A 17,908-nucleotide genomic window follows, 5' to 3' on the forward strand; every position below is an offset into this window, starting at 1 on the left:
GCGTTTGAACATCACCACGACATCGATTGCTTTGCGTCCCGCATTGCTCTTTCGAGCTTTGTTATGGATTTGCTCCAATGTGGGTCGAAAGTTCTCCCAAGGAACAATTTGGTTGAGCCGCACCAGTTGAGCCGCACCAATAGATCTTTAGATCTTTTTTCTGCCTCAGTTTGGCTTGGCGTTCTTCCCCCTCCCAAAATCCGGCTTGGCTTATCAGTCGTCACCCTCACTCCCTCTCTGACTATGACCTCATGCCTGTCTCAACTCAAGACACTACTTAACCAATTTTTCGAGGTTCCCGCTTTAAACTTGTGTTCTTGCATTGTCTTCTCCTGTAAGTCATCTGAGCAATATCATCCAGGACATACTGCAATAGCGGCTTTCACTAGCCCATATTCTAAAGCCGATCAAAAAGGAGGGGCTGAACACTGCCGTCGGGCAGGATTTCCGGCAGCCACGCATCACCGTGGGGTTCTGTGCCGTCCCACTTGTCGGGGTATGTGCCCGCTGCGATCAGTTCTTCAATCCGTGTCAGTTCCTCATCGTTAATGAGGCTAAGGGTCGGTCGCCCCAGTCGTTCTGCGGTCTGGTTCACCTCAGCCTGAATGCCAAGCACCTGCGCCAGCATCCAGCGTCGCGCCTCTAGCGTCAGTGGCCCCAGCCGATTTTGCTTGGCCGCCAGCGACCCGTCTTTGTTGACCTCCCCATGCTTACGATGGCGATATTGCGGCTTTTTGATTTCCCAATACAGGGGGCGGAGCCGTTGCAGGGGGGCGAGATAGGCCCATTCCGGCTGGGCCACCACGCGGTCGAGGGCGGCATCCTTTTGCACCAGTGGACAGCCAATACAGCCCGTACGGGCATTGATCGGCTCCTCGCCATCACTCACATCTTGCCCATACACCTTGGCAATTTCAAACGTGGGAAAGCCTAGCTCGACATCTGCCTTCACCAGCCAGTCCCAAACGTGGCAGACGCGCCAGTGAACAATGGGAGCCAGCATATCGGCGATCGCCTCTGACGTACTCTGCTGAAACCAGCCCTGTCCGCACTCACCACCATCTTTGGTGCAGCTAAGGGCGATGCGTTGGTCACGGGCGGCGCTCTCGCCAATCCGCACTCCCGTCATCATTAGGAACTTTTCGCCCCGTTCCTGTCGCAGCACCTCTAGCTCCCGCTCCATGCTCATCACCTTGAGCTTGGGCGTACACCAGCGGAACGTGTTCGACGGCGGTGGCACTCCCCGACCCAGCATATAGACAAAGTAGCGATAGTCTAGAGCCGGCAAGACCACGCGAGTCGCGAACCCGCGCCGCTCCAGTTCCTTCAGAATTTCCAGTGCCGCCAAGTGTAATGGCGGTAGCTCTTGGCGCGTGTCGGCGTAGAGGATGGTGAGGGTTTTGGGGCGAGGGATTTGCCCTGTCTCTATCAGGTGGGCGATCAGGGTGACGGTTGCAGAAGAATCTTTGCCGCCCGAAAAAGATACTGCCCAGTGCTTGTACAGCGAACCGCAATGACACAGCGACTCTACCGATAGCGCAATGCTTTTCGACAGGGTCAGGCGTTCTTCTTCAAATAGACTCAGGGGGTTCATCAACCACGCTTTTGCATCCTCTGTCCCCCTAACCATAGCAAAAACTGGAAGCTTTGCGCTAGATATAGAGTCCGGAAGACTAAATATGAATTCTGAAGCGCTAGAGGAGTCTGAACGTTTTAAGTATAAGTATACTCAAATTCATCGTGCATTTCAAGTGCCTTCCAACTCATTCGCCAGTTATTCGCTGCAAGCACTGCGCCTCAAGTTAAGAGCTAATTTATGAAGCAAATCTTAAGAAGCCTGAAACTCTTGGCATGTGTGGCTTTGAGGTCATGTTTGCCCAGGAAAAGCGGTTTCTCGGAAATCCTTGATTAACAAGGCTTTCAGGCTCCTTTACAAATTAGCTCTAAGGAATGCCCTATGCTGGGTTTAGCGACTGGGTGAGCTTCATGAACCGCTTAGAGTCAGCACTATACCCCCCAAAGTCAAACGCCCCAAAGCCAAACGTTTCAAAGCCAGCAGATCAGGCGATTGCTTCAGATTTTGCCGAAATTGTGAATTGCGTAAATCGCAGCCCAATTGGCAAGCGGCTTCCGACTTCGCTCTACGTTCATCTCTCGGCGCTCCCAGCCCTAGAGCGATCGCTCCAAAATTATGAAACCCTGGCGCGTCAGCAGGTGCAACCCCAAACTCAGCTAGACGGGGCAACGCTCGTCAAGTTCAATACTGACCAACCCAAGGTATCTTATCTGGCTTACCCTGAGTTTGAGACCGATGCCCATCCCGCCTTATCCTGGAGCATTCAGGTTGATCTAGCTACAGCGCAAGTCACGATTCGTAACTATAGCCGCACTGATAACCCGCCAGTGCTGCATCGCAAGGAGACTTTTGTCACCGCTGACTATCCGCTGTACGAGCGTTTTGTAGAACTGACTCGTCAGGAAGAGGCACTCGGGCTACTCAATCAATCGCGGGAAATTGGCACCCGTGAGGGCTGGGCAAAGCGTCTGCTGGACTGCCGGATCGAGATTCATGGCCATGTCCTAGCTTGTCCGGTTGCTCAAATCCCTGGAGTTGCTCAGCCCAAAATCGAGCGCCACAAAGCTGCCCTCGTCCGCAACGAGCTTTCCAAGCCCGTGAGGATTGCGCTAGAGGCGGGATTATTTACCCCTGGCGCGACCTTCTTTGACTATGGCTGTGGGCATGGGAGCGACGTAGAGCGCGTGGGCGATCGCGGCTACACCAGTTCTGGCTGGGACCCCTACTATCGTCCTGATTCTGCCTGTACATCGGCTGATATCGTCAACCTGGGTTATGTCATCAACGTCATCGAAGACCCGGCAGAACGACGAGAGGCATTGCTCAAAGCCTGGGAACTGACCAGGAAGGTGCTGATTGTCGCCGCGCAAGTGCTGATTGAAGACTCGACACGCGGCATGATGGCCTACGGGGATGGGGTGATTACCCGCCGCAATACGTTCCAGAAGAATTACAGTCAGGAGGAACTGAAAAGTTATATCGACCAGGTGCTGGGCGTGGACGCAATCCCGGTTGCGCTGGGCATCTACCTGGTGTTTCGGGACGAGGCTCAGGCGCAGACGTTCCGGGTTTCCCGATGGCGATCGCGTGCCACGACTCCCAGAGTCAAAGCCAGCGTCAAGCGATTTGAGCAGTATAAGGAAATGCTGGCTCCCCTGATGGCATTTTTCACCGACCGGGGACGGTTGCCCATTGAGGAGGAACTTCAGGAGTTTGCGGCGCTGCAATCGGAATTTGGAACGCTACGACGCGCCTTCCAGTTGGTTCTTCAGGCAACAGAGCGTCAGGAATGGGATGCCATCAGCGAGAAGCGCCGCCAGGATTTGCTGGTTTATCTTGCCCTCAGTCATTTTGGCACGCGCCCAAAACTGCGCCATCTCGCCCCCATCGTTCAGCACGATATTAAGGCATTATTTGGCAGCTACCAGCAAGCCTGTACCGCAGCAGATTTGATGCTGCTGCGCTTGGGGAATTGGGAAGTGATGGCAGAGCGGTGTCAGTCCAGCGCGATTGGCAAAAAGCTATCGAACTCCCTCTGGGTTCATGTCTCTGCCTTGGATGCGCTCGATCCCCTGCTTCGGCTTTACGAGGGCTGTGCCTCTCGCACGATTGGTCGCCCCGAAGAAGCAACATTGGTCAAGTTTCATACTCGCAAGCCCAAAATTTCTTACCTGTTCTATCCAGACTTCGATCGCGACCCGCACCCCTGTCTCCGCACCAGTATGCAGATTGACTTGCAAGATCTACACGTCAGCTATCGGGATTACGATCCAGAAGATAACCCACCTGTGTTGCATCAAAAGGAGTTGCTGGTGCAGCCCGACTATCCGCTCTATGAAAAGTTTGCCAAACTGAGTCAGCAGGAGGCAGATTGGGGGCTATTGGATGATTTGAGTAAGATCCGAGATCGCTGGGGATGGCAGAAATGCCTGGAAGAACACTGTGCGGCGTTGAAGGGTCATCGGGTCGTGTGGCGGAAGGATGCTGATCCATATCGGGTGAAGCTGATGCAGTCTGCTAGACGGCAATTCCGCGAAGTATGATCAATTGGAACAGAGGACGGAGCAAGTGGAGCGCATTCTCATGTCTAGAGTCAGGCGATCGCAGTCGCATGGCAAATTCTAGCCTGACTTACGATCGCAATCACAAAGCTCAGATCTAAGCGACCAACACCCCAAAAAACCGCACTAATCGCCCTCGGCGCAGTAGACGATGGACTTGTTTGAGCAGCATCGACAGCAGATCACCGCCGCCGAAGCGCCCCTAGCGGCTCGAATGCGGCCGCGCACCCTAGCAGAATACATTGGGCAGGAGCATATCTTGGGCGAGGGGCGACTGCTGCGCCGTGCTATTCAGGCAGACCAGCTTTCGTCGCTGATTTTCTACGGGCCGCCGGGAACGGGTAAAACGACGCTGGCGATGGTGATTGCTAACACGACCCGCGCCCGCTTTCTGTCGATTAACGCAGTGCTAGCGGGGGTGAAGGAGATTCGAGAGGCGATCGCCCTTGCCCAGGAGACCCGTGGCATGTACGGTCAGCGCACGATTCTGTTTGTGGACGAGGTGCATCGATTTAACAAATCTCAGCAAGATGCGCTGCTACCTTGGGTGGAAAACGGCACGGTGATCCTGATCGGCGCAACGACCGAGAATCCCTACTTTGAGGTGAATAAGGCGCTAGTCAGCCGTTCGCGGGTGTTTCAACTCAAGCCGCTAACGGAACAGGACTTGGAACGAGTGCTGGATCAGGCATTACAGGAGGGCGATCGCGGCTATGGAACGCGACAGGTTCAGATTGATCCAGACGCTCGCACGCATCTGATCAACGTTGCCAATGGCGATGCTCGCACATTGCTGAACGCGCTGGAACTCGCCGTTGAAACCACGCCTGCGAATTCAGAGGGGACGATTCACGTCACGCTGGAGGTTGCTGAAGAATCGATTCAGAAACGGGCGGTTTTATACGATAAGGAAGGCGATGCCCACTTCGACACCATCAGTGCCTTTATCAAAAGCCTGCGCGGTTCCGACCCGGACGCGGCCCTCTATTGGCTGGCCCGCATGGTCTACGCAGGCGAAGATCCGCGCTTTATCTTTCGGCGGATGCTGATCCTGGCGGGCGAAGATGTGGGCATGGCCGACCCCAATGCCGTGGTCGTTGTCCATGCCTGCGCCGAAGCCTTTGACCGGGTGGGGATGCCGGAGGGTCGCTATCCGCTGGCCCAGGCGGCGTTGTATCTGGCGACCTGCCCCAAATCCAACAGCGTCATGGCGTTTTTTGATGCGCTGGCGGCGGTGGAACGCGAACGCGAAGCCGAAGTGCCGACCCACCTGCGCGATGCCAACCGAGACAAAGACGGTTTTGGACATGGCAAGGGCTATCTCTATCCCCATTCCTATCGGGAGCATTGGGTGGCGCAGCAGTATCTTCCAGGCAGCTTGCAGGGGCAAGTCTTCTATCAACCGTCGGAGCAGGGCTACGAGGGGCGCATTCAGCAGGACGTGGCGCGGCGGCGCGAGGCGCAATTGGCGGCGCTGGTGGAGGGTGTGGGCGTGGCGCTGCCGGAGGTGCTGACCTTTGGCCCGGCCGATGCGGGCGTAGAGCGGTGGCTGCAACGGACGCTGAGCCAGTCTGGGGAACGGCTGGCCCAGGTGCGCGATCGCCTCTTTGCGCTGGCTCCGCCCCAGCGGCATCACCTGATTCTCGACCTGAATGCGGGCAGTGGCTTGTTGACGTGGGAGGCAGTGCGGCTCGTTCCCGAAGGCGGAGTCTACGCCTGTGCGCCCCAGCAGCAGGATGCAGCCGCGCTGCAAGAACAGTCGGCCGCGCTGCCGGAACTGCTGCGTCCCGTTGTGCTGCACAGCGCGATCGCCGATTTACCCGCTGTGCTACACGCCGAGTGTCCAAGCCTGCGTTTCGAGCGGCTCATGGGTCGGAACGTGTTTTTGAATGCGATCGCCCCTCCCGACACCTGGCTCCAAGCCTGGAAATTGCTGCTGCAACCTGAAGGGTATCTGCTCCTGGCAGAGACAATACCTCGTCATACGCAGCGCCTGCACCAGCTCATTCCCTCAGACCGCATTCCATCCAGGCTACTGAATCGCTGGCGCAAGGCGGAGGAACAGCTTTACGAAAGCGCCGCGGTCTGGAGCATGACCTGGAATGTACAAGACCTGGAAACGCTATTTGATCAAGCAGGGTTCACCGCAGAGATTGCGCTGGAACACACGCAAACGGAACTGCTGATTTCACCCGCGCTGATTGACCGCTGGTTTGCATCTGCCAGTGCCAAGCCCACCTATGCGGAACAGATCCGCGAATTCCTCTCGGATGCAGATCTGAACCAAATTCAGACGCTATTACGCCAATGCTTGAGCCACCAGACAGTGCAGTGGCAGGGAGCGATCGCCTTCGTCAAAGCCCAGTCAAAGCCCAGCCCAAGCCCTGCCCAAGTCCAGCCCAAGCCCTAATCTAAACATTTAAAGTGTATTTAAAGTGTCTAGGGCTAAATCTAGGGCTGACCCGCAGGCGGTAGCGTCGGAGTGCGAGGAGTGGTCTGACCTGCGCCAGCGCCACCCGGTTGGGCAGGACCGCCGCCATTGCTGCGGGGCAGCGGTGCAGCAGGCGTTCCCAGCGGATCACCCGGCACGGTCGGCAAGCCAAAGGGATCGAGCGGCGTTCCTGGATTTCCCAGACCAGGATTATTCAACCCTGACGCTCCACCGGGCGTTGAAAAGCCAGGTTGACCCGGTGCAAACTGGTCGGTTGGCTCTTGGGTACTGGGCGTGACGGCCAGCGCCACGCGATCGCCCCCCACGGCCCGCAGCAAGTCCAGCACCCGCACCACGCTGTCGTAGCTGGCGTAGGGCGGCGCATTCAGCACGATCGTTCCATCGGGCGACTCTTGCTGAAACTGCTGCACCAACTGCACCAAGCGCGCCTCGTCCACCGGGTCTTCATCCCAGTACAGCGTGCCCACTGGGTCGATCGTCACAATTTTGGTTTGTCGCATCTGGGCGACACCCGTAGAAGCCCTGGGCAAATCGGTGTTAATCGCAAACTGGCGCGTCAGCGACACCGCCGCCAAGATAAAGAAAGTGAGGATACAAAAGATCACGTCGATCAGCGGAATTAGCTCGATCCGCACGTCGTCTTGCTGCGATCCGGGGTTGAGGATTTTCATAGCCAGCGGTTTGGAGAAACGTTAGGGAGATGGGGTGAGACAGCCCCTGTGCTGAAACGGGCGGGCTAAAACCCTCAGGACGGCTCTGCGGCTTCGGCGCTGGTGCCCGAAGGGTCTGGGGCGATCGCGCTGGAGTTGACCCGTTTGGCGATGCGTCCGGCATCCTGACTACTCCAGGTTTTGCGATAGAGCAGTTCTAGCTCGTTGCCCGCCTTTTGGAAAATCTTGGCCTGTTGAGCAATCAGCCCTTGAAACACGCGATAGAAAGCCAGCGACAGAATCGCGATAATCAGCCCCGTGGCGGTGGTAATCAGCGCTTCAGAAATGCCCAGCGTCACGTTTTCTGTCGCCGTCGTGCCCAGATCGCCCAGCCGAATCGAGCCGAGGGAGTTGATCAGCCCCAGCACCGTTCCCAGCAGACCCAGCAGCGGGGCGATCGCAATCACGGCTTCCAAAATCTTGTCGCCCTTGTGCATGGCGGCGAGTTCTTCCTGGGCGCTGGCTTCCATCGCCAACTGCACCACGTCCGGCTCCTGGTCTTTTAGCTCCAGACCCGCATTCAAAAAGCGCCCAATCGGCTGATCGATGGCGCTGCGGGCCAAATCTCCCGCCGATCGCCAGTCGCGCTGGGCTGCTTCTAGCACCCGTCCGGCAGTTTCTCGTTCACGGGTCAAAATTTTCCACCAAAAGAGGACGCGCTCGATCACCACCGTTAGCGACAGGATCGAGAGCAGCAGCAGCGGCCACATCACAAAGCCGCCCTTAGAAAAAAGCTCACCAATGTTCACAGTATTTTTTGTCCTCCATCCATGACTGGTGGGTACGCGAATCGGGAGGGGTTCTGGCTTAAAATCCGGTATCCGCTCCAGGCCGTCTCAATTTTAGAGAATTTTTAGCAACCTTTCCCAATCCGGTTTCAAGAGAGTCGATGAAAAGCGCTGAAGGGCTTGATTTTCCAGAGATTTTCTCAGTCTGGCATCCTTCAAAGATGGCTTTCGACCGCTCCCTTTTGCCCCCTCCTGGCAGCAAGACGTAACGCAAGGGGCTTGAGTTCTGGGTTAGACGACCCTTTAAGATTTTGGGCAAAGCTGGGCACTCTGGAGAAAACTTTGGGCAGAAGGCTTTGGGCAGAAGCTTTGGGCAGAAACTTTGGGCAGAAACTTTGGGCAGAAAACTTGGGGTATGGGTGCAGCCTGACTGAATTTGACCATTCCTGCTTAACCATTTCTGCCTCACAATTTCTGCCTGACCATTCCTGCCTGACCATTTCTGCTTCTGCTTGACAATTGCCAGACCGGAAGCGGTAATTTGCTCACTGGACTCGCTCCTGAACTGAACTCGCCACTACTGAATCATGGGGAAATATCATGGGGAAAACCGCGATGCATCGAGCGCAACGACTTTATCCTGCTCATCTACCGTCCCAACCTCTCCCGTCTCAGCCTCGATTCTTCCAACCAGCTTTGACGCGATCGCCCCATCGAAGCTGCCCTTCCACCCAGCGGTCAGGGGTGCGCGGTTCTCTGGTTGCAGGGCTGGCGGCGCTGTGGCTGGGCGGACTGGGACTGGCAGGGGCGATCGCCCAACCCGTGCCCCAGGCGGCGCAGCGGGCCTACGACAGCGGCGTTGCCAAGCTCAACAATCGCGACTACAGCGGCAGCATCGCCGACTTTACCCAGGCCCTCAGCTTTAGCCCCAGCAGCGCCGCCATCTATGCCATGCGGGGCGCGGCCTACGCTGGGTTGGGTCAGTTTGAACCGGCGATCGCCGACTACACCACTGCCCTACAACTCAACCCCACCTACGCCGATGTCTATTTCAATCGCGGCGTGGCATATTACAGCGTCGGCAATGCCAGCGCCGCCCTCAGCGACTTTAACCAGGCAGCCCAGCTTACGCCAAACCGGGCTGAGGTATCTCTCTTCCAGGGGCGGGCCCGGGCGGCAACGGGCGACCTCGACGGGGCGATCGCCGCCTTGAATCAGGCCATCGCGCTCCAGGCAAATTATCCCGAAGCCTACCTGAATCGCGGCGTGGTGCGGGCGCGACAGGGCAACCACGATGCCGCGATCGCCGACTATGACCAGGCGATCCGCCAGCGCTCGAACTATGCCGATGCCTACCTCAACCGGGGCAGTTCCCGCTTTGCCCAGGGCGACCTAGAAGCGGCCCTGCGGGACTTTAACGAGGCCGTCGCCAAAGACAATACCTCCGCCGTGGCCTATTTCAACCGGGGCTATGCGGCGGGAACCCTGGGCGATCGCCGCGCTGCCCTGTCCGACTTTAACCAGGCAATTCGGCTTGATCCGGGCTATACGGCTGCCTATATGAACCGGGGCGTGCTGCGGGCTGCAGGTGGCGACCTGGACGGAGCCATGAGCGACCTCAACCAGGCCGTGTCGCTGTCGCCAGACTATGCCCCCGCCTACAAAGCCCGCGCCGACGTGCTGATGCAGATGGGCGAACCGCAGCGGGCGATCGCCGACTATACCCGCGCCATCGAGCGTCAGCCCAACAGTGCCAGCCTGATGATGGCCCGCGCCGAGGCCCGTCTGTCCCAGAGCGATTTTGCTGGGGCCGCCCAAGACTTGACTCAGGCGATCGCCCTCGAACCCAATAACGCCCAGGTCTATGGCAAACGCGGCGCAGTGCGGCTGCGGCTAGGCGATGCCCGCAGTGCCCTCAACGACCTCAACCAGGCAACCCGGCTCAACCCGCAAGATGCCGACAGTTTCTATCACCGGGGGATTGCCAAACGGCGGCTGGGCGATCGCGCTGGGGCACTGGCCGACCTGCGCCAGTCTGCCGAGCTATATCGCCAGCAGAGCCGCGCCGAGGGCTACCGAAATGCGATCGCCGAAATGTCAGCTCTCCAATGAGCTGGGTCTGGGGTGGAGGCGATGGGCTGGGGGCTAGCCTGCTGGACGGTTCAGCCCAAACGCAGCTAGCCCAATCAGTCCAATATGGGCGGGATAAAACCAGTAAAACCATCGCGCCTTGGGGCCGCGCTCGTGGTTCGCACAGGCGAAGATCAGGGCAGCAAACCCCGCGAGAAACTGAAGATTTCCCGGCATGACCACCACCGTCAGGGCGGTGAAAATGCACCACACCGTCCACCACAGCGGCGTTGGCTTGTAGTTGCCGAGCAGCGCAATCAAAGCAATGCCATAGGCATCGTAGTTAAAGGTCGCCAACTCAGCGGCGATCGCCCCCACCAGCCAGATCAGCACTGCCCAACGGGGCCACTGCCGCGCCGCCCGCAAACACAGCAAGCCCAGCAGCAGCGTAAATAAAATATTGAAATCCTCAAATAGCGCAATCCCAAAGGTGAGTTGATAAATCGGCTGCGACAGGATTGCCATCCCCAGCAGCCGCAGCGCATACTGGCGAAAATTTTGCGTGTGGGACTCGCCCTGCACCAGCAGCCATGCAAACAGCGGAAAACTGAGCCGTCCCAAGCCATAGCAGAGCATGGCCCAGTCCGTCTCGCGCAAAAAGACGTAACCGACGTGATCGATCACCATCAGCCCCGCCGCCAGCAGCTTGATCTGGTAATTGGTCAGCGTTGCAAAACGTGCCGAAAGGTCTGAAGACACAGTGCTAAATCTAGATTTACCTGAGAGTTTCCAATCTGAAAGTCTGGCCAGGAAATTAGGGGTTTCGCTACTAGGCAACCTCAAACAAGGCTGCTAGTGTATACGTGGACTTGAGGAGCGATAGTGAAACCCTATAAACCCTAAGTTAGGGGAGACCCTAAGTTCGACCCGATTTTGACCTGAACGCACCCTTCTGTCTGACCCCTTCTGGTTTGACAATGCGCCCTTAATGCGCCCCTAGAGCAATCATGAGCAAACAACTTTCTAATCAGGCTAACAAACTCTGGACGTTGATTACGGAACCCAGCACCGCAAAAACCTATCGAGAAGCCCTAGAGGTTTCCTGGAAAATTTTAAGGGAAACTGGGAATTTTCTTTGGCTAGTGTTGTGCCTAGCGCTAGTCGGCACTGATTGGTTTTTGGAGAATTCCATCGCGGCTGGTCGCAAAACTCGCGCCTGGGTGAACGACCTAACCGCCGAAAAACCCTCGCCAGAGCAGCTTTTGACCCCTGAGACAGGCAAAAAACTGCTGGATTCGGGCAAATCAACGCTGGATTCAGTGGTCGCCGCAGCCCGCAAGCAGTTGGGGTTGTCCGAAAAGCCGCCCGAACCTGTAGCGCCGCCTAGCCCGCCTGTTGCTGAGTCTAGTGGGCCCTCGGTGGTTGCTCCGTCGCCTGTTGTGGTTTCGGCTGAGAGTGTCGCCTCTGCCGAAAGTAAGCCACCTGCGGCGATCGCCTCTACCGAAGAGTAGGGCATCAGAATCGCTTGCTGCTTCAAATTTTTCTGGCAGGACTGGGATTTAAGCTGTTACAATGGAGAACGCTGTCTAAATCAAAAGGTGAATGTGAGTATTCATGGCTAAGAAGAGCATGATCGAGCGTGAGAAAAGGCGTGAAAAGCTAGCGGCAAAGTATGCTGCTAAGCGGGAAGCCCTTTTGGAAGAATTTTCAAAGGCTGAATCGCAGCAAGAAAAGCTCGAAATTCACCGGAAGATCCAGCAGCTTCCTCGCAACAGCGCCCCCACCCGCCAGCGCAACCGCTGCTGGATGACCGGCCGGCCCCGGGGCTACTACCGTGACTTTGGCTTGTCGCGTCACGTCATTCGAGAAATGGCGCACCAGGGTTTGCTCCCTGGCGTGGTGAAGTCTAGCTGGTAGAGCATTTGGGAATATTTCCCGGACAACTCTTTCTAGCTTGACTGCTTCACTGAACTGTTTGGCTTAATAGCTGGCGGCTCGTTGCCGTCAGGTTACACGACATTAAGATTTCGTCGCACAAGTCTTGAATCAGCATCCACTCCAGCCCGGACAAGTCTTTTCGAGTCCGGGCTGTTGCTATACCTATCGCATTCTGGGGCCCTGCTGTCGCCTGTTTGACCGGGAAGAGTTGCCCTACCCCTGTTGTCGGCTAGAGTGGCGCGGCAAAGAGCCAAGCTGGCGGCGCATTGGTCGGCGGCTAGTGCCCGACGTGGGGGCCCGCTCTTCGCCCTCCTACGTGGTGGAAATCCTGGGTCAGGAACACGCCAATGAACCGTTTGTGGTGACCTTGTACTGGCTTAAGCTGTCGCCGGAGCAGCGCGAGTGGTGGTATTCGCGAAAGTTAAAATCTCCAAATCCTGAGGAATTGGCGGCGCAAAACAATCTCTCTGGCTCTCCCTAGCTGCGAGTCTCCCCTCGTGCTAGCGCTGTGGAGCCGTAATTCCCAAGACCTGCTGGGCGATCGCCCCTAGCACCTCTACCGGAGCCGACGACACCAACGTAGAGGGATAAACTGCTGTCCCCAGGCAGGGATGCAAAATCACGCGACAGTTGCCGCAGCGATCCGTCGAGTAGCCCAGGGCCGCTCGCACTACGGCCACATCGTCCAGCGGCAGTGTGCCCCTGGCAGAGAGAATCGGCCAGCCCGTACGCGGGTCGAACAGGTCTGCCAGGTACCCCTGCTGCTGGAGTGCCAGGGCGATCGCCCTCCCTTGGTTCAGGAAGTGCGATCGCAGCTTTTCCTTTTCTTGCTCTGTGTCGAGCGTCCGCGCTAGCAGCGCAAACTGGCTGGGTTGCAGCATTACTAGCACCGACGCAATCGCCTGCGGCCAGGCAGGCAGCAGCCGCGACTGGTGCTGCAAAATATAGTCGCTGGGCGGATGGATGGAATACTGCACAAGACTTTCTTAAACCCGTCTTTACCAAAAGGGTCAGACAAACCCGTTAGGATTCAGAACGCTGGGCTACGCCATTTTAGGCGAATCACTCACCCTATTGCACGGGTCCCCCAAAAGCACGGGCTGAGCCTCCTTAACGGCCAGAGAACAAGCTACCAAGCTACCAAGCTACAAGTGAACTACTAACTTATGAGCGAATTAATTGTCGTGGTGTTTGACCAAAAGCTGGCAGCCGACCATGCGCTGCTGGATCTGCTGGGGCGCGAGCAGTCCCATCTGGCAGATTTTGAAGATGCGGTGGTCGTAACCAAAAATGCACAGGGAAAAATCCGGGTCAAAGCCTACCACGACCTGCTGGAGCCTGTGGGCGAACTGAGCAACGACCTGTGGGGCGGCATCCTGAGCGCAGTGGTGTTTCATCGCTCGCTGACGATCGCCCAGGAAATCTTTAACCCCGATTTCCTCATCCAGGTTGAAGAGGCACTCCAACCCAATTCGTCTGCGCTGCTGGTACTGGTTCACGCCGAAGCCGCAGAGCGTGTCGTCGAAGAACTGTTTGCGTTCAGCCCCATCGTTATCAGAACGCCGCTGCCGGATGCCAAACGCGAAGCCCTCAAGCAGGCAGTGTCCTAAGGGTTTTATCTCTAGAAACCCCGTAGACGCTTGACGAGCCATCCAACATCGCCAATCCAAAATCCAAAATCCCAAAATCGATAGGACTGACGCACTTTCGATTAAGTTTTCTGGGTTTTGGATGATTTCTCGCGGGCGCAGCCCGCGAGAAATCATCCAACTGCGTAAGTCCTAATCGATTTACTTGGGGAAGTTAGGCAGGTCAATGGCGGCCAGGGACGACAGTTTCTTGGATGGGCGCGTGGGGTAAACCACGGGCGCGAGGTTCGCTGCGGCTTCGGAACCTGTCGCTTCAGGATTGCTGCGATCCGGGCGAGCCGGAGCCGCAGACTCTGCTGCCGTAGCAGCCCAGCGATGGGCTTCAAAGGGCATGGTCAGCAATTTGGGCTGCACGGGCACCGGTCGGGGCGGCATGGGGGGAATCGGTGCCGAAGCAGCAGATCGAGATACCGAATTGTCCGACGGGGGCTGGAGTTGGGATTCCTCAGCGCCATGCAGCGCGGGGGGTGGCGTGTTTGGGGAGGGGTCGCCTGCTGGCTGCGTGGGGTGAATTTCGCCATCGGGGGCGATCGCCTCGGTCGAAAGCGCCGCCAACTGGTCGATCAGCCCTGCTTGCACCAGGTCTTCGGCAGAGACTTCCACCAGCTTTGCCAGGTCTTGCCAGAGGCTCGTTTCTGCATTTGGGTCAGTGCTGGGAGCGCTGCCGACTTCGTTTACCAGGTCGGTGAACTCTCGGAACAGAGAGCGCACATTGTCCGCAACCGAAAGTTCAGCCGCCGAAAGTTCAGCCGCCGAAAGGTCAGCCGCCCGCAGTTCCGCACTGGCTTGTGGGTTCAGTTCCAAAGCAGCCGCGTTCGTGGGGTCTAGCGCTGGCGACGCACCGGCCGCCGCTGGCCTTGAGTGGCTTGCTCCTGCTCCAAATTGAAACGCAATGACGTTCGTCGTCACCGTTGCAGCATCGCTACCTTCGTCCAGAGGAGCGACAGATTCCGTCCCCTCGGCATTAATCAGGTCTGGATCAGTCCCCTCTTGAGCAATCCCTCCTTGAGCAAGGCTAGAACCTGGCAGGGACACACGGCCCTGTTCCGCTTCGTTAGACAAAAGGGCATTGGGCAAAAGGGCATCTGCGGAAACCACATCACCCAGCCACGCCGCCGTTTCCTCCGCATTTTCAGGCTGGTTGGCTAATACATTGACCAGCTTGGGGGGAACCGTTGACTCAGCGGATTCTGCTGACCACGGGCGGATCGTCGCCGCTTTGGGCAACAGCGACGGAGCCGAGAGCAGTTCGGCGGCAGGAGGGGACTGCCAGGGCTGGGGCGTGGACTGTGGCGTGGGCTGGGCGATCGCCTCGCCGGGTGTATCCAGCAGGGCTGCCGGAACCTCCAAACAACGCTCCAACGCCGCCTTGAACTGGAGCGTATAGCGCTGTTGCCGCTGGAGCCGCGTTTGCAAATCTCGTACCAGAGCCTCGCTATGAGCCAGCCGCTGCGCCTGCTCTTCGTAGCGCTGCTGGGCTAGCTGATTCTCTTGCTCAAGCTGCATAATTCGCTCTCGGCTCAGCGCTAGCTCCTGGGTTACGGTTTCTGCCAACACCTGCTGTCGATGGCTAAGCTGCTGGGTCGCTTCCAGTTGCTCCGTAAGCTGAACAATTTGCTGCTCCAAGGGCTGAATGGTGGTCTGCACCTGATCAGCGGCGATCGCCGTTGCCGCACGAGCCTGCTGCTGCTCCAGGGCATCCTCCAGCATCGACACGCGATCCAGCAGCGCGTTGTTGCACTGGTTCAGTTCTTGAATCAGGCTAATCAAATCGGCAACGCTGGGAGAAGCGGCCTCCGGTTCGCTGGCGGCTGGAGCCACTACATCCCAACTGGGGCGCTCTGGAACAATGCGGCGCGTGGTCGGCGGCACTGATTGACCCGATTGAGGCGCTGCATTGGGCGAAGTATTGGGCGAACTAGGATTGCGCGATTCGGTATTGCGCTGGGGCTGGATAAAATGCGATCGCCCCGGCTGCGATCGCCCCGACTGCGGCTGACCCACCTGCGGACTCGCTGCCTCGCCGTATGCCGCCTCGCAGTACACAGACTGCCGCTCGATCGCGTCTGCGCTGATAGCGTTTGGAAAATTCACAGGCTGCCACTCTTCCCAAGACCCGACCGGGGATGATGCCGCCTCAGGGTTAGAAACAGTCGGAACATTACTCGGAACATGATGAACACGATTCGGAACGTCCGGGTCTGCGGGCACGGATTCCGGTGCGGCTTCTACGGGCGGATCCGTCGAAAACTCTGCCCAGCCCGCAAACCAGCTCGAAGGGGAGGGCGGATTTACCGAGTTTTGGGCTTGTTCGTTTTGAGAAGAGTTTGGCTCGCTCATCGATTTGACCTGGCAGGGCGGGAGGCATTAAGTCAGACTTACTCTTGTTAACACAGAAATCGGAGTTGAGAACGATTTTTTTTACCAGGTTAGCGCCAGAATACTTCCCTGGAGTGATATCGCTGGAATCCGAGATATCATTGTTCACCAATATGACCGAATTGGGCGCATCCCAGTTATGCACGTTTGCCCTCATCCCCCAGCCCCTTCTCCCAAAAAAGGGAGAAGGGGAGCCGGATTGGAAGTCCCTCTCCCGCTTTGGGAGAGGGATTTAGGGTGAGGGTTACAAAAGTGGGATACACCCACCGAATTGACCTAGACACTATCTTTCAAGTAGTTCAACGAAACGTTCCTGAGAGCACCTCAATTAATTGCCTTATTGAGAATTTTAGGAGCCTGAAACCCTTGTTTTCTCCTAGCCATTCTCAAGAGGATCTGAATTTTTCGAGGTGCCCTCTATCGAGAGTAAGGAGCATGTCATTTTTGCAAATTGCCCTCATCCCCCAGACTCTCCTTTCGTAGGAGAAGGAGAGACAAATCGAACATTGCTATGTCTTGTTTGGTCTGGAATCGTCGGGTTCGTAAACCATGAGATCACCAGGCTGACACTGGAGCGCTTCGCAGAGAGCGTTCAGGGTTGGTTCGTCAATGCGGGTGAACTGGCGTCGAGTTTTCATGCGAGAAATAGATGTTGGATGCATCCCCAGCATCTCAGCCAATTCATTGTTGCTGATATTCCGTTCAGCCATGATGACTGCTAACCGCCAATGAATCACGCCCTTTACCGCTTTGCCCAAACACACGCTGTCTGCGGTGATGCTATCACTCGGTTTCGTCCGGCACTGCTTTCTTGGCTTTAGAATCTATTTTAATAGCGTTAGCGGTTTACTTTCTAAAAGACTTGCTCTACACTCAGACAAACCTGAAACGCGATCGCCCCTACGGATCTACAACCTGAAGGGCGATCGCCAAGCGGATGAGGTGTGCCGTCCCAGCGACTCTAAAGCTGATCTGGCAAATCCAGAATCGTCTTACCAATGGTCTGGAGCAACCGCTCTAGTGCCTTCATCTGCTGCACCGTAAAGGTGGGGACATTTTTCCTGAGTTCCCAGCGGCTAACGGTTTGTCCAGAGATGCCCAAAGCGCGAGCAAAATCTTCTTGACTCATTCCCAACTCTTCCCGGAGTTGTTTTAGGGGTGAAATCTCTGTAGGGGATGGGGGGTCTGGCTTTTTGGGCATGGACGAAAGCTAAACAAGTTGTTTAGACATCTTGACCGGCCTCTTTCTAAACAATATGATTAGTCACATTGCTTAATTCAAGAGTTCCAGCGTCGCTCTGGGGAAAAGGACTGCCTTTTCCTTCAGTTTGTCATTTCACTAGTCATTTCAATTGACACGCAGAAACAATCTTAGTGAGAAACCATGATGATGAAAAACAAAAACACCGTTCCCGATCTCATTCGTGCGCCTATCCCCAACGCGCCTGCGGATCGGATCCCCATTCGCCTGCTGATCTGCGGCGCTCCGGCGGGCGTAAACCGGATTGTGCATGAGCTACATGTCCTGCGCTTTGCCCAAGCGGGCGAGTGGAGTCCGCCGCTGCCGTCGCCTGTGGAGGGTGAGGTGATTCGGATTTTGGTGCGATACTTCAAGCCGGAATGAGACAAGCCGGAATGAGACTGGAATGAGAAGCGCGATCGCCCCTCCCACGCTCCGCCCCCTAGTCCCTGCAACCGCAACGGGCGAAAACCTGCCCAAATCTTCTTGCAATCTTCAGGGTTTACCCCCTGGAATCCTGATGATCCCCATTGCACACTATTGATGATGTGTGAATGATGTGTGCTGCCTGCTGGAAAAACGCTTTCTACAAACGCTTTCTACAA

16 protein-coding genes are annotated in these 17,908 nt (G+C 56.8%); 8 read left to right on the top strand and 8 right to left on the bottom strand.

What is annotated here, in order from left to right; genetic code table 11:
* Positions 1–397: 397 nt before the first annotated feature.
* Positions 398–1,594 (bottom strand): phosphoadenosine phosphosulfate reductase domain-containing protein, encoded by a 1,197-nt coding sequence (locus HPC62_RS00300; RefSeq protein WP_172353250.1) that lies wholly within the window; start codon positions 1,592–1,594, stop codon positions 398–400.
* Between the two features lie 497 nt (positions 1,595–2,091).
* Here HPC62_RS00300 and HPC62_RS00305 point away from each other — a divergent pair, with 497 nt between their 5' ends.
* Together HPC62_RS00305 and HPC62_RS00310 are read left to right on the top strand one after the other, a co-directional pair.
* Positions 2,092–4,119, top strand: a complete 2,028-nt coding sequence (locus HPC62_RS00305) for a DNA phosphorothioation-associated putative methyltransferase (RefSeq protein ID WP_255548889.1) — start codon at positions 2,092–2,094, stop codon at positions 4,117–4,119.
* Positions 4,120–4,288: 169 nt separating this feature from the next.
* Positions 4,289–6,547, top strand: a complete 2,259-nt coding sequence (locus HPC62_RS00310; RefSeq protein ID WP_172353251.1) for an AAA family ATPase — start codon at positions 4,289–4,291, stop codon at positions 6,545–6,547.
* Positions 6,548–6,588: 41 nt separating this feature from the next.
* Here the strand turns inward: HPC62_RS00310 and HPC62_RS00315 are convergent, their stop codons facing one another.
* Positions 6,589–7,260: an ExbD/TolR family protein gene (locus tag HPC62_RS00315; RefSeq protein WP_172353252.1), complete on the bottom strand. Its 672-nt coding sequence runs from the start codon at positions 7,258–7,260 to the stop codon at positions 6,589–6,591.
* Between the two features lie 74 nt (positions 7,261–7,334).
* Positions 7,335–8,048 (bottom strand): MotA/TolQ/ExbB proton channel family protein, encoded by a 714-nt coding sequence (locus HPC62_RS00320; RefSeq protein ID WP_172353253.1) that lies wholly within the window; start codon positions 8,046–8,048, stop codon positions 7,335–7,337.
* Between the two features lie 675 nt (positions 8,049–8,723).
* On the opposite strand from HPC62_RS00320, the gene HPC62_RS00325 reads away from it, so the two are divergent.
* Positions 8,724–10,139, top strand: coding sequence for a tetratricopeptide repeat protein (locus HPC62_RS00325; RefSeq protein ID WP_172353254.1), 1,416 nt, complete (start codon positions 8,724–8,726; stop codon positions 10,137–10,139).
* 33 nt (positions 10,140–10,172) lie between these two features.
* Here HPC62_RS00325 and HPC62_RS00330 read toward each other — a convergent pair whose 3' ends face one another.
* A complete protein-coding gene (locus HPC62_RS00330) occupies positions 10,173–10,856 on the bottom strand; it encodes a TraX family protein (protein ID WP_225906785.1) in 684 nt (227 codons plus the stop codon).
* Positions 10,857–11,104: 248 nt separating this feature from the next.
* Here HPC62_RS00330 and HPC62_RS00335 point away from each other — a divergent pair, with 248 nt between their 5' ends.
* The 3 genes from HPC62_RS00335 to HPC62_RS00345 all read left to right on the top strand — a co-directional run bounded on the left by HPC62_RS00335 (position 11,105) and on the right by HPC62_RS00345 (position 12,516).
* Complete coding sequence (locus tag HPC62_RS00335; RefSeq protein ID WP_172353255.1) at positions 11,105–11,608, top strand: hypothetical protein; 504 nt, start codon at positions 11,105–11,107, stop codon at positions 11,606–11,608.
* Between the two features lie 103 nt (positions 11,609–11,711).
* A complete protein-coding gene (gene rpsN, locus HPC62_RS00340; RefSeq protein ID WP_172353256.1) occupies positions 11,712–12,014 on the top strand; it encodes a 30S ribosomal protein S14 in 303 nt (100 codons plus the stop codon).
* Between the two features lie 124 nt (positions 12,015–12,138).
* Positions 12,139–12,516, top strand: coding sequence for a hypothetical protein (locus HPC62_RS00345; protein WP_172353257.1), 378 nt, complete (start codon positions 12,139–12,141; stop codon positions 12,514–12,516).
* 19 nt (positions 12,517–12,535) lie between these two features.
* Here the strand turns inward: HPC62_RS00345 and HPC62_RS00350 are convergent, their stop codons facing one another.
* Positions 12,536–13,012, bottom strand: coding sequence for a methylmalonic aciduria and homocystinuria type D protein (locus HPC62_RS00350; protein ID WP_172353258.1), 477 nt, complete (start codon positions 13,010–13,012; stop codon positions 12,536–12,538).
* A 189-nt stretch (positions 13,013–13,201) separates the two neighbouring features.
* Here HPC62_RS00350 and HPC62_RS00355 point away from each other — a divergent pair, with 189 nt between their 5' ends.
* Complete coding sequence (locus HPC62_RS00355; protein ID WP_172353259.1) at positions 13,202–13,645, top strand: DUF1269 domain-containing protein; 444 nt, start codon at positions 13,202–13,204, stop codon at positions 13,643–13,645.
* A gap of 180 nt (positions 13,646–13,825) precedes the next feature.
* Here HPC62_RS00355 and HPC62_RS00360 read toward each other — a convergent pair whose 3' ends face one another.
* The 3 genes from HPC62_RS00360 to HPC62_RS00370 form a co-directional block, all read right to left on the bottom strand.
* Complete coding sequence (locus tag HPC62_RS00360) at positions 13,826–16,024, bottom strand: hypothetical protein (protein WP_172353260.1); 2,199 nt, start codon at positions 16,022–16,024, stop codon at positions 13,826–13,828.
* A gap of 548 nt (positions 16,025–16,572) precedes the next feature.
* Complete coding sequence (locus HPC62_RS00365) at positions 16,573–16,773, bottom strand: helix-turn-helix domain-containing protein (RefSeq protein WP_205370843.1); 201 nt, start codon at positions 16,771–16,773, stop codon at positions 16,573–16,575.
* Positions 16,774–17,024: 251 nt separating this feature from the next.
* Entirely contained in the window at positions 17,025–17,264 is a 240-nt protein-coding gene (locus HPC62_RS00370; protein WP_172353261.1) for a helix-turn-helix domain-containing protein, read from the bottom strand.
* A 183-nt stretch (positions 17,265–17,447) separates the two neighbouring features.
* Between HPC62_RS00370 and HPC62_RS00375 the strand changes: the two genes are divergently transcribed.
* Positions 17,448–17,687, top strand: a complete 240-nt coding sequence (locus HPC62_RS00375; RefSeq protein ID WP_205370842.1) for a hypothetical protein — start codon at positions 17,448–17,450, stop codon at positions 17,685–17,687.
* Positions 17,688–17,908 lie beyond the last annotated feature (221 nt).

Source organism: Thermoleptolyngbya sichuanensis A183, assembly GCF_013177315.1.
GTDB lineage: Bacteria > Cyanobacteriota > Cyanobacteriia > Elainellales > Elainellaceae > Thermoleptolyngbya > Thermoleptolyngbya sichuanensis.